This window comes from Streptomyces ortus (assembly GCF_026341275.1).
GTDB lineage: Bacteria > Actinomycetota > Actinomycetes > Streptomycetales > Streptomycetaceae > Streptomyces > Streptomyces ortus.
The window spans coordinates 2,383,357-2,398,406 of the sequence record NZ_JAIFZO010000002.1; the positions used below are offsets into that span (position 1 = coordinate 2,383,357).

Sequence of the window (15,050 nt, forward strand, 5' to 3'; positions counted from 1 at the left end):
ATGTCAGACGGACTCGCCGACGTGCGAGGGCCCGTTCTGAGGCCCGCTCCGGGACCCGGCCTGGGGCTCGGGCGTACGGCGCCTGCGGACGGCCCAGAAGACGCCCGTACCCGCGACGACCGTGACGCCCACCCCGATCACACCCGCGAGGCCGCCGGAGATCCGGCTGTCGGTCAGGCCCTCGACGCCGTAGTCGGCGAGCGGCGAGTCGGCGGCGGCGTGGTCCTCGGCCTTGGCGTCGATGCCCTTGTCGGCGGCGACCTTCTCCAGGCCGTCGGGGTTCGCCGAGGCGTAGAAGCTGACGAAACCGGCGAGGACGAGGGAGGTGGCGAGACCGGCCAGCCACACCTTGCGGTGGGACCGGGCGGCGACGGGGGCGGGCTCGGCGGCGGGGGTGTCGACCAGCTCGCCGTTGATCCGCAGTTTCAGGGGCGCGGTCAGGCCGCGGGCCCCGTACACGAGGTCAGGGCGTACGGCGATGACGGCGCCGACCGTGAGGGCGGTGATCGCGGCCTCACCGAGGCCGATGAGGACGTGGACGCCGACCATGGCGGTGAGGACCTGCCCGATCGGGACGTCCGTGGTGCCGCCGATCGCGTAGATCAGCGTGAAGGCCGCGGCGGCGGCAGGGACGGAGATCACAGCGGCGACGAACGCTGAGACGGTAATGGACCGACGCTTCCTGGGCAGGAGTTTTACGAGGCCGCGGAAGACGGCGTAGGCCACGACCGTGGTGACGACCGCCATGTTCGTGATGTTCACGCCCAGTGCCGTGAGGCCGCCGTCGGCGAAGAGGATGCCCTGCATGAGGAGCACGACCGAGACGCAGAGGACCCCGGTGAAGGGGCCCACGAGTATCGCGGCGAGCGCGCCTCCGAGCAGATGTCCGCTGGTGCCGGCCGCGACCGGGAAGTTCAGCATCTGCACGGCGAAGATGAACGCGGCGACCAGTCCCGCGAGCGGGGCCGTCCGCTCGTCCAGCTCACGGCGGGCGCCGCGCAGGCTCACCGCGACCGCCGTGGCGGCCACGGCTCCGGCGGCGACGGAGACGGGCGCGTTGATGAATCCGTCGGGCACGTGCATGGAGGGCTCCGCTTCCGGGGGCAGGCCGACTGGCGATAACCGTTAGATGATAGTGGCTTAATGCGAACAGCTTGCAAGAGCGAGGTGACCTCGAATACGGCCGAGACTCAGCTGGGGGCGCATATCGGAAAATATGCGACATTGGAGAAGGATCAGTTCGAAGAGGGAGCGATCGATGTCCGCCGTTGAGCAGTACGCGCGCGTCCACATCGTGACGGACGAGGCGCAGGATCCGCCCGCCGTACCGGTGGCCCTTCGCTACGACCCCGAGACCGACCCCCGACGGGTGCACATCATGCTGCCCGGCCACCACGAGTGGGTCTTCACCCGCGACCTGCTCGAACAGGGACTACGGGCGCCGGCCGCCGCCGGTGACGTACGCATCTGGCCCTGCGGGCGGGTCCAGGCCGTCATGGAGTTCCACTCGGCGAAGGGAGTGGCGGTCGTGCAGTTCGAGGCGAAGACGCTGATCCGCTTCCTGCGGCGGACGTACACGGCCGCGCCTGTGTCCAACTGAGCCGACTGAGCCGACCGGTTCAGCCGCCCGCCCGCATCGTCAGCTGCCCGCCTTCGTCAGCTGCCCGCCTTCAGGAGCGCCGCCACGATCGGGCCGGCCGTCTCGCCGCCGTGGCCGCCCTGCTGCACCACGCCCGCGGCGGCCAGATCGCCCTTCCAGGCTGTGAACCAGCCATTGGGCTTCTTCTGGTTGTCGACCTCCGCGGAACCGGTCTTGGCCCCGAAGTCCGGGCCGAGCCCGGCCATGGCCTCGGCCGCCGTACCGGCCGCGGCCGTGTACTGCAGAAGCTCCTTCAGCTGGGCCTGGGTGTCGGCCGACAGCGAACGCGACCCCTTCGCGAGCGTCCGGTCGTCGACGCTCGCGGGCACCAGATAGGGCTGATGGAACGTGCCCGTCTTGGCCGTGGCGACGACCGACGCCATGTTCAGCGGGTTCATCCGCACCCCGCCCTGCCCGATCAGCGAGGCCGCCTTCTGGGCCTGCGACTGCACCGGCACCGAACCGTCGAAGGTCGGCACGCCGATCGCCCAGTTGTCCATGCCGAGGCCGAACACCTGCTGGGCCTGCTTGGTCAGGTCGTCGTCGCTCAGCTTCTTGGCCTGGCTGATGAAGGCGGTGTTGCAGGAGCGCGCGAAGCTCGCCTTGAACGTGCCGCCCTTGATCTGGAACTTGTCGTCGTTCTGGAACTTCCAGCCGCCGTACGTCGAGTACTTCGGGCAGGGGTGCTCCTTGTTCACCGACGCCAGCCCCTTCTCGATGAGCAGCGAGGCCGTGACGATCTTCATCGTCGAGCCGGGGGCCAGCGAGCCCTGGAAGGCGGTGTTGAAGCCGTGCCCCGAGTTCGCGACGGCCAGGATCTCCCCGGTCGACGGCCTGATCATGACCGCCGACGCCTTGGACTTCGCGGCCACCTGCTGCTCGGCGGTCGCCTGCAGGGCCGGGCTGAGCGTCGTACGGACCGTGCCGGGCGTGCCCTTGCTCAGCTCCAGCAGGGTCTTGTCCGGGTTCTTGTCGGCGGCGTCCGTCTTCTTCGCGGTGTCGGCGCCCTTGCCGCCCTCGGCGTCCTCGGAGCCGGCGCGGATCACCCGCAGCTCGACGCCCGCCTTGCCGCCGGCCTTCTTGCCGTACTTCTCCCGAAGACCGTCGAGGACCGTCCCGAGGGAGGGGTACTTGGCGGTGGTCAGCTCGCCGCCGTCCCGGTCCAGCGCCTTGACCGGAGGCGTACCCGCCTCGCCGGTGACCAGCTTGTCGCCGTCCTCCAGCTCCGGGTGCACGACCGCCGCATGCCAGTCGACCAGCGGTTTCCCGTCCTTGGCGCGACGCACGACGGTCAGCTCGGACTCGTACGCGAGAGGCTTGCTCAGGGTCTTGTACGCGACCGTGCCCTTGACGGCGAACGGCACGGCGTCACCGGAGCGCTTCTTGGCGGTGAGCGTCACATCCTCGATGTGCGCCTCCTTGCCGTAGCCGGTGAGCAGGGTGCGCGCCGCCGTGGTGTCGTTCGTCGCCGCGGCGGCCTTGGCGACGTCACCGCTCTGCCAGGCCGTGAGGAACGCCTTGGCCGTCGACTTCACCTCGGCCGCCGACAGCGGGCCGCTCTTCACGGGCTTCGCGTCGGAGGCGGAGCCCGCGTCGGCCGCCGCTCCGCCGCCGTACAGGGCGTACACGCCGAACCCCGCGCCGCCGACGACGACGGCGATCATCCCGCCGATGACGGCGGGCTTCGTCCTCGTCCTGCCGCGCTCAGGTGCGCGCCTTCTGTTCCCCACGGCTTCCGTTCCTTCGCTGCTTCCCCGACGCCCTACGCCCTGCCCGGCCCTTACGAGCCCCGGCCCTTTACCAGTCCAGACCCTGGACGCGTCCCAGAACTCTACGAGTCCAGAGCCTCCACGAGTTCCGGAACTCTACGAGTCCCGCACGCTCCCCGAGTCCCTGCCGGCTCTACTGGAACGAGAGCCACCACCCTAGAGTCCCGGCCTGTGAGGGTGAGTTCAGCCGCCCGTCCGTAGCACAGCTGCGACAATCGGACCCGCCGCGTCCCCTCCGTGGCCGCCCTCCTCCGTCATGGCCGCGGCAGCGATGTCGCCCCGGTAACCGGTGAACCAGCTGTTGGACGTCTCCTGGCCGTCGACCTCGGCGGAGCCGGTCTTGGCGCCGATGTCACCGCCGAGCCCGGCCATGGCCTGCGCGCCGGTACCGCTGGTCGCGGTGAGCCGCATCATCTGCTTCAGCTGGCCGGAGGTGCCGGACGGCAGACCGCGGGCGGTGGCCATCTCGCGGTCGTCGAGCTTCGGCGACACCAGATAGGGCTGGCGGAACGTGCCCGTGATCGCGGTCGCCGTGACCGAGGCCATGTTCAGCGGGTTCATCTGGACGTCGCCCTGGCCGATCGCGTTGGCCGCGCGGTTCGGGCCGCCGGACGCGGGGACGCTGCCGTCGAAGGAGACGATGCCCGTCTTCCAGTCCTTGCCCAGACCGAACCGCTCCTGCGCCTCGGTGGTGAGCGACTCGTCCGTGAGCGGGCGCTCGTCGGAGCCGTCGATGAGCTTGATGAAGGCCGTGTTGCACGAGCGCATGAAGCTGTTGGCGAGGGTGGCCTTCTCGTTGGGCTCCATGCCCGTGAGGTTCTTGAAGGTCTGGCTCTGCCAGGTCGCGGTCGGCGGACAGGGCGCCGGGCTGTTCATCGCGGTCACGCCGTTGTCGATGAACATCGCCGCGGTGATGATCTTCATGGTGGAGCCGGGGGCGACCTTGCCCTGGAAGGCCGCGTTGAAGGCGTCCCCCCGGTGGTTGGCGACCGCCAGCACCTCTCCGGTGCTGGGCTTCACGGCGACCACCGACGACTCCGCGTACCGCGTGACGGCCTTCTCCGCGGCGGCCTGCGCGCCCGCGCTGATCGTCGTGGGCAGCTTGCCCGCCTTGCCCTTGGCGAGGGTCACCAGCGTGCTGTCGCCCGCGCTCTCGCTCGCGTGCTGGATCGCGAGCTCGACGCCGGGAGTACCGCCCGCCTTGTCGCCGTACCGCTCGCGCAGGGTGTCGAGCACGGGCCCGAGGGACGGGTACTTCCCCTTCGTCAGGACGACGCCGTTGCGGTCCACCGCCTCGATGGGCGGGCTCGCCGCCTCGCCCGTGACGAGGGTGTCGCCGGTCTTGAGGTCCGGGTGCAGGACGGAGGGCTGCCAGTCGACGAGCGCCCGCCCGGTGGTCTTCCCGCGCACGACGGCCAGCTCGCTCTTGTAGGCCAGCGGCTTGCTCCTGCCCTCGTACGAGACGGTGGCCGACACCTCGAACGGCACGGTCGCGCCCGTCGCCGTACCGGGCGTGATCTTCACTTTCCCGATGTGCGCCTGGCCGCCGTAGGCGACGAGGAGTTCCTTGGCGGCCAGGGCGTTGTCCGTCAGGTCCGCGGCGGTGGCGGCGTCGCCCTGCTCCCAGGCCGCGAAGAACTTCTCCGAGGTCTCCGCGATCTCGTCGTGCGAGGGCGGCCCGGTCTTCTTGGCACCGGTCGCCGACGATCCGCCGTCCCCGCTGACGGAGCTCACGATGTTGTACGCGCCGTACCCCGCGCCCCCCACCAGCACGGCGAACACCCCGCCGACAATGCCGACCTTGACCCCGCTCCGCATTCGCGTCCCCTCCCCGATCTTCCCCGTGCACCGTTCTGAACGCGTTCAGAACGGTGTCCCTGCGTCGCACTGTATGCGGGGAGAGTGACGGATGGGGGTGCTGTTCCCCGATCGTTAGGCGCGTGGGCCCCGGTTGCCGGACGGTACGGGCCGACGCCGGCCGAGTGTCAGGCGGCGCACGCCCGCGCGATCGCGAGGCCGTCCTCGTAGAGGTGGTGCCGGGTGATGCGACCGCCCTCGACGGTGAGACGCAGCGCGAACGGCCCCTCGAAGGACTTCCCCGTCGTCCGTACGGTCCCCGAGAGATGCCCCATAAGGACGGCGTCGGCGCCATCGACGAGGAAGACGTCGACGGAGGCACGCGCGTCCTCGGCCACGGTGTGCTCCGCCAACTCCGTGAACTGCGCGGCGCATTCGGCGGCGGTGGACCGCGGCCGGATCCACGGCACGGTGGGATTCGGGGCGAGCATCCAGTCGACGCGGTCGGCGAACAGCTCGACGAGCCGCCCGGTGTCCCCGGCGACCCGAGCGGCGATGAACTCCTCCACGACGGCCCGGGTGGCCGCCGAGGCGGAGGGGACGCCACCGACCGAGCCGGCTGGGGCGACGACTGGGGTGCCGCCGGCGGACGTGACAGACATGACGATCTCCTCGCGACTGCGACTGCGACTGCGACTGGGCCTGGGCCTGGGCCTGGGCCTGCGACTGACGGGGCCCGGGGCCCGGCGGGGCCCCGTCGATGCGCCTGATCCTGCCGGGGGCGGGGAGAGCGGTCGATTACTCCAGGGGTAATCCGGGACTAATCCGGGAGTAATCCGGGGGCGAGGGGCGTTCAGCCGAGTTCGTTCGTGTTGCGTTCCACGAGTCCCCAGAGCTCCCGGTCCTCGCCCCTCGGGTCAGGAAGTCTCACCGCGCCCGCGCGGACGAGCAGCTTGCGCAGTTCCGTGTCGTCGAACCCGTCACCGAGCCGCTTCTTGATCACACCGAACGTCCGCTTCTTGAAGTCGGTGTGCATGAGGAGCCTGCGGATCGCGGCTTCGGCCATGTACTCGGTGCGCAGGTCCTCGCGCTTGAGCTCGACCGCCTGCTTGGCCTGCAGGCGGGCGATGGAGATCGACGCAACGACCGTGAGAACGCCGACGACCAGAGACACGCCCGCGGCTATGAGAGCCACTTTGCCGTCACTCATGGCCGAGAAGATAGCGCGCTGTTCGCGGCGCGTCCCGGCCAGGACGTGGACGGGACCGAAACGGAGAGGGCGCGGCAGATCGCCGCGCCCTCCCGGCTGTCCGGCCGGCCGTCTGGACCCAGGTGCCTAGACCCAGGTGTCCAGCCACATCCGCGACCGCCACGAGTCGATGGGGATCGCCTGGCCCGTGTAGATCGGCCAGAAGTAGATGAAGTTCCAGGCGATCAGGAGGACCAGGACGCCTGTGGCCGCCGCGCCGACCACCCGGCGGCGTTCCGTGGCGCCCGGGGGGCCCAGCATCGCGCCGATCATCATCGCCACCGCCAGGCACAGGAAGGGGAGGAAGACGATCGCGTAGAAGAAGAAGATCGTGCGTTCCTGGTAGAGGAACCACGGGACGTAACCCGCCGCGATGCCGCAGGCGATCGCGCCCGCCCGCCAGTCGCGGCGGAAGAGCCAGCGCCACAGGATGTACAGGATCGCGAAGGCCGCGGCCCACCACAGGAGCGGGGTGCCGAGAGCCAGTACCTCGCGTGCGCACTTCTCGCCCGCGTCCGTCGGGCAGCCGTCCTTGCCGGGCAGCGGCGACTCGTAGAAGTACGAGACCGGGCGGCCCGTGACGATCCAGCTCCACGGGTTCGACTGGTACGTGTGCGGGGAGTGCAGGCCGACATGGAAGTCGTACACCTGCGTCTCGTAGTGCCACAGACTGCGCCACCAGTCGGGGAACAGCCAGGACCACTCGCTGGTGCGGCCGTCGGCGGTGGCCCAGTTGCGGTAGTAGCCGCCCTTGCCGTCGGTGCCCGACAGGAACCAGCCCGTCCAGGACAGGAGGTACGTGACGATCGCCACCGGGACCGTCGAGAGGAACGCCCAGCCCACATCGCGCCGCAGGACCGCCCGGTAGGGGCGGCGCGCGCCCGCCACCCGCCGCGAGCCGACGTCCCACAGGACCGTCAGCAGGCCGAACGCGACAAGGATGTAGAGGCCGTTCCACTTCGTGCCGATGGCGAGGCCGAGCAGCAGGCCGGCCGCCAGGCGCCAGGGGCGAAGGCCCAGGCGGGTGGTCGTCGCGGTGTGGGAGTCCGGGCGTACGAGCCCGTCGGCGTCCGGTGGGAGGGCCGCGGCGAGCCGTTCCCTGGCCTTGTCGCGGTCGATGAGCAGGCAGCCGAACGCCGCGAGGACGAAGAACATCAGCACCAGGTCGAGCAGCGCCGTGCGGCTCATCACGAAGTGCAGGCCGTCCACGGCCATCAGGGCGCCCGCCAGGCACCCGAGGAAGGTGGAACGGAACAGGCGGCGGCCGATGCGGCACAGCATCAGCACGGACAGCGTGCCGAGCAGCGCCGTCATGAACCGCCAGCCGAACGGCGTGAACCCGAACATCCACTCGCCGAGCCCGATGACGTACTTGCCGACCGGCGGGTGCACCACGTAGGCGGCGTCCGTCGGGATACGGATGCTCCCGCCGTGCTGCAGGACCACGTCGTTGGCGTCCTTGGCCCAGTTGACCTCGAACCCGCGGTGGATGAGCGCCCAGGCGTCCTTGGCGTAGTACGTCTCGTCGAATATCACCGCCTTTGGGCTGCCCAGGTTCCAGAACCGCATCACGCCCGCCAGCAGCGTGATGAGCAGCGGGCCGCCCCACGCCGACCAGCGGACGATGCGTTCGGCGGCCTCCTGGCGGAGCCCGATCGCCGCCCACAGACGTGGGCCGGGCTCGGTGTACGCGGGCACGAGGCGGTCGCGGACGTCGTCTCTGGATCCGGCCGCGTAGCCGAACCTGCGCAGCCGCTGCTGCCACGACGGCCGCTGCTCTTCGACGCCCTGTCCCTGCCGGGTGTCCGTGGAGGACGCGGTACTTGTCACCGCGCCATCGTAGGGAACAGGTCTGTGTGAGTCCCGCGGGCCGCCCCTGCGAGGATGTAAACGTGACAGGAACCGGTGGAACCGCGGCAGGAACCCTCGTACTCGCAGGAACGCCCATCGGGGACATCGCGGACGCACCGCCCCGGCTCGCGGCGGAGCTGGCGGGGGCCGACGTCATCGCCGCCGAGGACACCCGGCGGCTGCGGCGGCTGACCCAGGGCCTCGACGTCCAGCCGACCGGACGCGTCGTGTCCTACTTCGAGGGCAACGAGTCCGCGCGTACGCCGGAACTGGTCGAGGCACTGGTCGGGGGCGCGCGCGTGCTGCTCGTGACCGACGCCGGGATGCCGTCCGTGTCCGACCCCGGTTACCGGCTCGTCGCCGCCGCCGTCGAGAAGGACATCAGGGTCACGGCCGTCCCCGGCCCGTCCGCCGTGCTCACCGCGCTGGCGCTGTCCGGGCTGCCCGTCGACCGGTTCTGCTTCGAGGGATTCCTGCCGCGCAAGGCCGGCGAACGGCTCTCGCGGCTGCGGGAGGTCGAGGGCGAACGGCGCACCCTCGTCTTCTTCGAGGCCCCGCACCGGCTCGACGACACGCTCGCCGCGATGGCCGAGGTGTTCGGCGCCGAGCGGCGGGCCGCCGTCTGCCGCGAGCTGACGAAGACGTACGAGGAGGTCAAGCGCGGGTCGGTCGGGGAACTCGCCGCCTGGGCCGCGGAGGGTGTACGCGGCGAGATCACCGTCGTCGTCGAGGGCGCCCCGGAGAAGACCGAGGTGCTCGACGCCGGCGAACTGGTGCGCAGGGTGCGGGTGCGCGAGGAGGCGGGGGAGCGGCGCAAGGAGGCGATCGCCGCCGTCGCGGCGGACGCGGGCGTGCCCAAGCGGGAGGTCTTCGACGCGGTCGTCGCGGCGAAGAACGCCGAACGCGCTGCCCCGTGACGAGGGCCCAGCCCTCCCTGAACGACCTTGGGGACGGCCCCCTGAGAGACACCCCGAGTGGCCCCCGAGTGGCCCCCGAGCGGCCCCCTGGGTGACCTTCCGAGTACCCCCTGAGTGACCTTCCGGGCGGCCTCCCGGAGAGTCTGCGCGGCCTTCTGCGCGACCCCCCTCGTCATGCGCGAATGAGTGCTTGACCTGCTGGAAGAGTGTGGGGCCGGTTCCGTACAGGGAGCGCGTGTGTCCTCAGGGGAGCGCACGATTTCACAGGGGAGCGCACCGGCCCATGCGCTCGTAAAGGACCGCCGCCGAAAGCAAAGCCCCGACCCGGAATCGAGGGCCGTCCGACAAGGATCGGCCAAGACGGCTCCAACACTCGACAGGTCCGGTGCATTCACGTCGGCGGAGGCGTCCACTGGAGGAAGGACAGACCCGTCCTCGTCCAGCGGACAAGAGGAGCTGGCATGAGTGAGATCGCAGGGCAGCCCGGCCGGATCGCCGGCGGACCCGTACCCCGCCCCGACGCCGTCGCGGCCACCGACACCGTCCACGAGTCGTATTCCTTCGCCTGTATGCGCTGTGGCCACGGCTGGGAGCAGTCGTACGAGATCGAGCACCACTTCGACCACGAGGGAGCCGAGTTCGTGACGTACGTGGCGGACGGCCTGGTCGTGCCGTCGCCACTGAGCCGCCCGAGCTGTGTGAACTGCGACGGGCACGTCGTGCGCATCATGCGCGCCGGCCAGGTGTCCTCGGCGCAGAACTCGATGCGCCGCGCGCTGTCCGTACCGCCGATGAAGCGCGCCCCGGCGGCTTCGGGGACGACGTCCGAGACGTCCGCGGACCCGGCACAGGCGCCGGAGGTGGCCCGGCTGGCGGAGACGGCGGCGCTGCCCAAGGCCGACCACCACTGGCACCTCTCCGATCTGCTGCACCCGTTCCACCACCGCAAGGCGGGGTGACTCCCGGGCACCCCGGCTCCCGGCACGGGCGCCGGGTCCCACCTCGCGGACCGCTTCCCCGCGAGGCGGGACCCGGCGTTCCATCGCCGAGCAGCCCCCTTCGTAGGATCGGGGTATGCCTTCCCACGCCGAAGCCCCGCCCCTGCCGGACCCCCTGAGGGTGCCGGTCGCCGACTCGCACACCCATCTCGACATGCAGTCCGGCACGGTCGAGGAGACCCTCGCCAAGGCAGCGTCGGTCGGCGTGACGACGGTCGTGCAGGTGGGCTGCGATCTGAAGGGTTCGCGCTGGGCGGCCGAGACGGCCGCCGCGTACGACGCCGTCCACGCGACCGTCGCCCTTCACCCGAACGAGGCCCCCCGCATCGTGCACGGGGATCCCGACAACTGGTCGCGGCAGGGCGCCCGGGAGGGCGGTGGCGCGGGCGCGCTGGACGAGGCGCTCGCCGAGATCGACCGGCTGGCCGCACTGCCCCAGGTCAAGGGCGTCGGAGAGACCGGCCTCGACCACTTCCGCACCGGACCCGAGGGCATCGCCGCCCAGGAGCGCTCGTTCCGCGCCCACATCGAGATCGCCAAGCGGCACGGCAGGACGCTGGTCATCCACGACCGGGACGCCCACGCCGACGTGTTGCGGATCCTCAAGGAGGAGGGCGCGCCCGAGCGGACCGTCTTCCACTGCTACTCCGGCGACGCGGAGATGGCGGCGGTCTGCGCCCGCGCCGGCTACTACATGTCGTTCGCCGGGAACATGACCTTCAAGAACGCCCAGCCGCTGCGCGACGCCCTCGCCGTGGCGCCGCTGGAACTCGTCCTCGTCGAGACCGACGCGCCCTTCCTGACGCCCGTCCCGTACCGCGGACGGCCCAACGCCCCTTATCTCATTCCGGTCACGGTCCGCGCCATGGCCGCCGTGCGGGGGCTGGACGAGGACGCGCTGGCGACAGCGCTCTCGGCGAACACCGCCCGCGCGTTCGATTACTGACCCATCACGGCCAGGCCGCTCCCCGGGGTCCACTCCAGGGTGTGTCGCCACACGCTGTAGTCGCGCTGCTTTGGAGAGTGACGGACGCTCCGCTAGGTTCTGTCCGCCCACCCGCCTCCCCTCCCACCCGAAGGAGCCCCGCGGGCGTACCTCTCTCCACCGGTCTTCTGGAGCGTGTCGTCGTGAGCAGTCCGCAGTACGAGGCGTCGCAGTACGAGGCGTACGGCCCGGATCCGCACGGGGCGGACGGGTACGTCGCTCACGGCCGGGACCCGTATCGGCCCGCGTACGAGTACGCCTACGGGTACGAGTACGCCTACGAGTACGGGAACAGGCACGGGCCCGTGTACGCGCACGAGCTCGAGCACCAGCCCGCGTACGGCCACGAGTACGGGCTCGGGCACGGGCACCCCGGCGAGGCCTGGGCCCCGGACGCGCCGACACTTCCGCGGCAGGCGGCGCCGCTCGCCCCGACCACGGAACTCACCGCGGAACTGCCCACCGAACTCGCCCCCGGACGGCCCGGGTCGCCCGGACCGACTGCCGAACCGTTCACGGGGCCCGCCCGGTCCGGTGGCCGCGCCGAAACCCGGAAGGCCGCCCGGCGCCGCAGGAGCGCGGAGCGGCCCGACGTACGCAAGCTGCTCCCGCAGGCGCTGGTCGTCGCCTTCCTGGCGGGCGGCACCTCCGCCTTCGTCGCCGACGACAAGGCGATCGAACTGACCGTGGACGGCAGCCCCCGCACCCTGCACACCTTCGCGGACGACGTCGGCGAACTCCTCGCCGACGAAGGGGTCCGGGTGGGCGCCCACGACGTGGTGTCCCCCGCCCCCGGGACCGCCCTGGCCAGCGGTGAGGAGATCGCCGTGCGCTACGGACGGCCCCTGCGGCTCACCCTGGACGGGCGGTCGAGCCACGTGTGGACCACCGCGCACACCGTGGACGAGGCACTGCGGGAGCTCGGGGTGCGCGCGCAGGGCGCGTACGTGTCCGTGCCGCGCGCTCGGCGGATCGGGCGGGCGGGACTCGCGCTCGACGTCCGTACCGAGCGGACCGTGACGGTCATGGCGGACGGACAGGCACGGACGGTCCGTACGAACGCGGCGACCGTCGGCGAGACCGTGGAGGAGGCCGGGATCACGCTGCGCGGCCAGGACACCACCTCCGTGCCCGCCGGCAGTTTCCCGCGCGACGGACAGACGGTGACGGTCCTGCGGATCACCGGCACGAAGGAGGTCAGCGAGGAGGCCCTGCCCTTCGAGGTGCGGCGGACCCAGGACCCCGGGCTGTTCCGGGGCACCGAGGTCGTGGAGCAGGCGGGGCAGCCAGGGCTGCGGCGCGTCACGTACGCCCTGCGGACCGTCAACGGCGTCAGGCAGAAGCCGCGGCTGCTGCGCTCCGAGGTGGTGCGGGAGCCGCGCGCGCAGGTGGTGAAGGTGGGTACGAAGCCGCTGCCGATGTCCGTGGCGGGCGCCGACGGCCTGAACTGGCAGGGGCTCGCCCACTGCGAGTCCGGAGGGCGGCCGGGGGCGGTCGATCCGTCCGGGACGTACGGCGGGCTGTACCAGTTCGACACCCGGACCTGGCAGGCGCTGGGCGGGGCCGGGCGCCCGCAGGACGCCTCCGCGGCGGAACAGACGTTCCGGGCGAAGAAGTTGTACGTGCGGCGGGGGGCGAGCCCCTGGCCGCACTGCGGGGAGCGGTTGTAGGGCGCCTTCCTCAGCCCGTCCGGCGCTTGAGGACGAGCGCGTGGCGCGACAGGTGTGGCGCGGGGGCGCAGCCCCCACGGACGGGACCAGGCGCCGGTCACCCTTACCCTTGGGGGCGTGACCAGCCCCGCCTCCGACGCCCTCCTGGGCCCCGCCGACATCCGCGAACTCGCGGCAGTCCTCGGCGTACGGCCCACCAAGCAGCGCGGTCAGAACTTCGTCATCGACGCCAACACCGTGCGGCGCATCGTCCGGACCGCCGGCGTCCGTCCCGAGGACGTGGTCGTCGAGGTCGGACCGGGCCTCGGGTCCCTGACCCTGGGGCTCCTGGAGGCGGCCGACCGGGTCGTCGCCGTCGAGATCGACGACGCCCTCGCGGGCGCGCTGCCCGCCACGATCACCGCCCGCATGCCGGAGCGCGCCGAGCGTTTCTCGCTCGTCCACGAGGACGCGATGCGGGTGACCGAGCTGCCGGGCCCCGCCCCGACGGCCCTGGTCGCGAACCTCCCGTACAACGTCGCCGTGCCGGTGCTGCTGCACATGCTCGACACCTTCCCCACCATCGAGCGCACGCTCGTGATGGTGCAGGCGGAGGTCGCCGACCGGCTGGCCGCGCCGCCCGGCTCGAAGGTCTACGGCGTGCCCTCCGTGAAGGCGAACTGGCACGCCGACGTCAAGCGGGCCGGATCGATCGGCCGCAACGTCTTCTGGCCCGCCCCGAACGTGGACAGCGGGCTCGTCTCGCTGGTCCGCCGCGCGGAGCCGGTGAAGACGACCGCCTCCCAGCGCGAGGTCTTCGCCGTCGTGGACGCCGCCTTCGCCCAGCGGCGCAAGACCCTGCGGGCCGCGCTGGCCGGCTGGGCCGGTTCGGCGCCCGCCGCCGAGGCCGCGCTGGTCGCCGCGGGGGTCTCGCCGCAGGCGCGCGGCGAGTCGCTGACGGTGGAGGAGTTCGCACGGATCGCGGAGAACAAACAGATCGCGGAGAACAAGCAGTGAGCGTGACGGTTCGGGTCCCGGCCAAGGTCAACGTCCAGCTCGCGGTGGGGGGTGCGCGGCCCGACGGGTTTCACGACCTCGCCAACGTCTTCCTCGCGGTCGGCCTGTACGACGAGGTGACGGTGAGCCCCGCCGACACCCTCCGGGTCACCTGCGAGGGGCCCGACGCGTCCCAGGTCCCCCTGGACCGTACGAACCTGGCGGCGCGGGCGGTGGAGAAACTGGCCGCGCGGTACGGGCGCCGGGCCGATGTGCACATCCACATCGCGAAGGACATCCCGGTCGCCGGGGGCATGGCGGGCGGCTCCGCCGACGGCGCGGGCGCGCTGGTCGCCTGCGACGCCCTCTGGGGTACGGGGGCCTCGCGGGACGAGCTCCTCGAGATCTGCGCCGAGTTGGGCAGTGATGTGCCGTTCAGCCTGGTCGGCGGGGCCGCGCTCGGGACCGGGCGGGGGGAGAGGCTGCGGGTCCTCGAGGTCGGCGGGAGCTTCCACTGGGTGTTCGCCGTGGCCGACGGGGGGTTGTCGACGCCGGCGGTGTACGGGGAGTTCGACCGGCTGAACGAGGGGGTTTCCGTGCCGGAGCCGGTCGCCTCCGGCGGGGTTCTCGCGGCGTTGGCCTCGGGGGACGCCTCGGCGCTCGCCGAAGCGGTGTCCAACGACCTGCAGGCCGCCGCGTTGTCGTTGCGGCCGTCGCTGGCCTCGGCGCTGGCCGTCGGTGTCGACGGTGGGGCGCTGGCCGGGATCGTGTCGGGGTCCGGGCCCACGACCGCGTTCCTCGTCGCCGACGCGGAGGCGGGGGGGAAGGTCGCGGACGCGTTGGTGGGGGCGGGGGTTTGTCGCGCTGCGCGCGTGGCTGTGGGGCCGGTGGGTGGGGCTGTCGTGGTGTGACCTCGGCGGTCGGCGGTCGGCGGCGGGTGCGTGGGGGGTGGTTGCGTTGTTCCCCGCGTCTCCCGAAACGCAAAAAGAATGCGCCGTTCCCCGCGCCCCCAAAAGACAAAAGATTGCGCCGTTCCCCGCGCCCCTGGGGCTGCGCCCCTGAAAGGCAAAAGATTGCGCCGTTCCCCGCGCCCCTGGGGCTGCGCCCCTGAAAGGCAAAAGATTGCGCCGTTCCCCGCGGCCCTGGGGCTGCGCCCCTGAAGACAAAAGACTGCGCCGTTCCCCGCGTCCCCATGGGGGC

At 71.7% G+C, this 15,050-nt stretch carries 13 protein-coding genes; 7 read left to right on the top strand and 6 right to left on the bottom strand.

Translation table 11 applies throughout. The features are described 5' to 3' along the window. Positions 1–3: 3 nt before the first annotated feature. Complete coding sequence (locus K3769_RS13810) at positions 4–1,083, bottom strand: energy-coupling factor ABC transporter permease (protein ID WP_267026729.1); 1,080 nt, start codon at positions 1,081–1,083, stop codon at positions 4–6. 175 nt (positions 1,084–1,258) lie between these two features. On the opposite strand from K3769_RS13810, the gene K3769_RS13815 reads away from it, so the two are divergent. Next, positions 1,259–1,600, top strand: a complete 342-nt coding sequence (locus tag K3769_RS13815; RefSeq protein WP_267026730.1) for an SsgA family sporulation/cell division regulator — start codon at positions 1,259–1,261, stop codon at positions 1,598–1,600. Between the two features lie 56 nt (positions 1,601–1,656). Here the strand turns inward: K3769_RS13815 and K3769_RS13820 are convergent, their stop codons facing one another. The 5 genes from K3769_RS13820 to K3769_RS13840 all read right to left on the bottom strand — a co-directional run bounded on the left by K3769_RS13820 (position 1,657) and on the right by K3769_RS13840 (position 8,284). Next, positions 1,657–3,369 carry a penicillin-binding transpeptidase domain-containing protein gene (locus K3769_RS13820; protein ID WP_267026731.1) on the bottom strand — a complete coding sequence of 571 codons (1,713 nt, stop codon included), beginning with the start codon at positions 3,367–3,369 and terminating at the stop codon, positions 1,657–1,659. 222 nt (positions 3,370–3,591) lie between these two features. Then, positions 3,592–5,226 (bottom strand): penicillin-binding transpeptidase domain-containing protein, encoded by a 1,635-nt coding sequence (locus K3769_RS13825; protein WP_267026732.1) that lies wholly within the window; start codon positions 5,224–5,226, stop codon positions 3,592–3,594. Positions 5,227–5,393: 167 nt separating this feature from the next. Further along, entirely contained in the window at positions 5,394–5,867 is a 474-nt protein-coding gene (locus tag K3769_RS13830) for a nuclear transport factor 2 family protein (RefSeq protein ID WP_267026733.1), read from the bottom strand. A gap of 191 nt (positions 5,868–6,058) precedes the next feature. Beyond that, positions 6,059–6,415, bottom strand: a complete 357-nt coding sequence (locus K3769_RS13835; protein ID WP_267026734.1) for a hypothetical protein — start codon at positions 6,413–6,415, stop codon at positions 6,059–6,061. 126 nt (positions 6,416–6,541) lie between these two features. Next, on the bottom strand, positions 6,542–8,284 hold the full coding sequence (locus K3769_RS13840) for a dolichyl-phosphate-mannose--protein mannosyltransferase (RefSeq protein WP_267026735.1): 1,743 nt from the start codon (positions 8,282–8,284) through the stop codon (positions 6,542–6,544). A 62-nt stretch (positions 8,285–8,346) separates the two neighbouring features. On the opposite strand from K3769_RS13840, the gene rsmI reads away from it, so the two are divergent. The 6 genes from rsmI to K3769_RS13870 all read left to right on the top strand — a co-directional run bounded on the left by rsmI (position 8,347) and on the right by K3769_RS13870 (position 14,761). Continuing rightward, positions 8,347–9,222: a 16S rRNA (cytidine(1402)-2'-O)-methyltransferase gene (rsmI, locus tag K3769_RS13845; protein WP_267026736.1), complete on the top strand. Its 876-nt coding sequence runs from the start codon at positions 8,347–8,349 to the stop codon at positions 9,220–9,222. Positions 9,223–9,683: 461 nt separating this feature from the next. Then, positions 9,684–10,181, top strand: a complete 498-nt coding sequence (locus tag K3769_RS13850; RefSeq protein WP_267026737.1) for a hypothetical protein — start codon at positions 9,684–9,686, stop codon at positions 10,179–10,181. A gap of 115 nt (positions 10,182–10,296) precedes the next feature. Next, complete coding sequence (locus tag K3769_RS13855) at positions 10,297–11,166, top strand: TatD family hydrolase (RefSeq protein WP_267026738.1); 870 nt, start codon at positions 10,297–10,299, stop codon at positions 11,164–11,166. A gap of 182 nt (positions 11,167–11,348) precedes the next feature. Then, positions 11,349–12,875, top strand: coding sequence for a resuscitation-promoting factor (locus K3769_RS13860; RefSeq protein ID WP_267026739.1), 1,527 nt, complete (start codon positions 11,349–11,351; stop codon positions 12,873–12,875). Positions 12,876–12,992: 117 nt separating this feature from the next. Beyond that, complete coding sequence (gene rsmA, locus K3769_RS13865) at positions 12,993–13,871, top strand: 16S rRNA (adenine(1518)-N(6)/adenine(1519)-N(6))-dimethyltransferase RsmA (RefSeq protein WP_267026740.1); 879 nt, start codon at positions 12,993–12,995, stop codon at positions 13,869–13,871. After that, the gene (locus tag K3769_RS13870) at positions 13,868–14,761 is read left to right on the top strand and encodes a 4-(cytidine 5'-diphospho)-2-C-methyl-D-erythritol kinase (protein WP_267026741.1); all 894 of its coding nucleotides are present in this window, start codon (positions 13,868–13,870) and stop codon (positions 14,759–14,761) included. The genes rsmA and K3769_RS13870 overlap by 4 nt, the downstream gene beginning before the upstream one ends. The last annotated feature ends 289 nt before the right edge of the window (positions 14,762–15,050 follow it).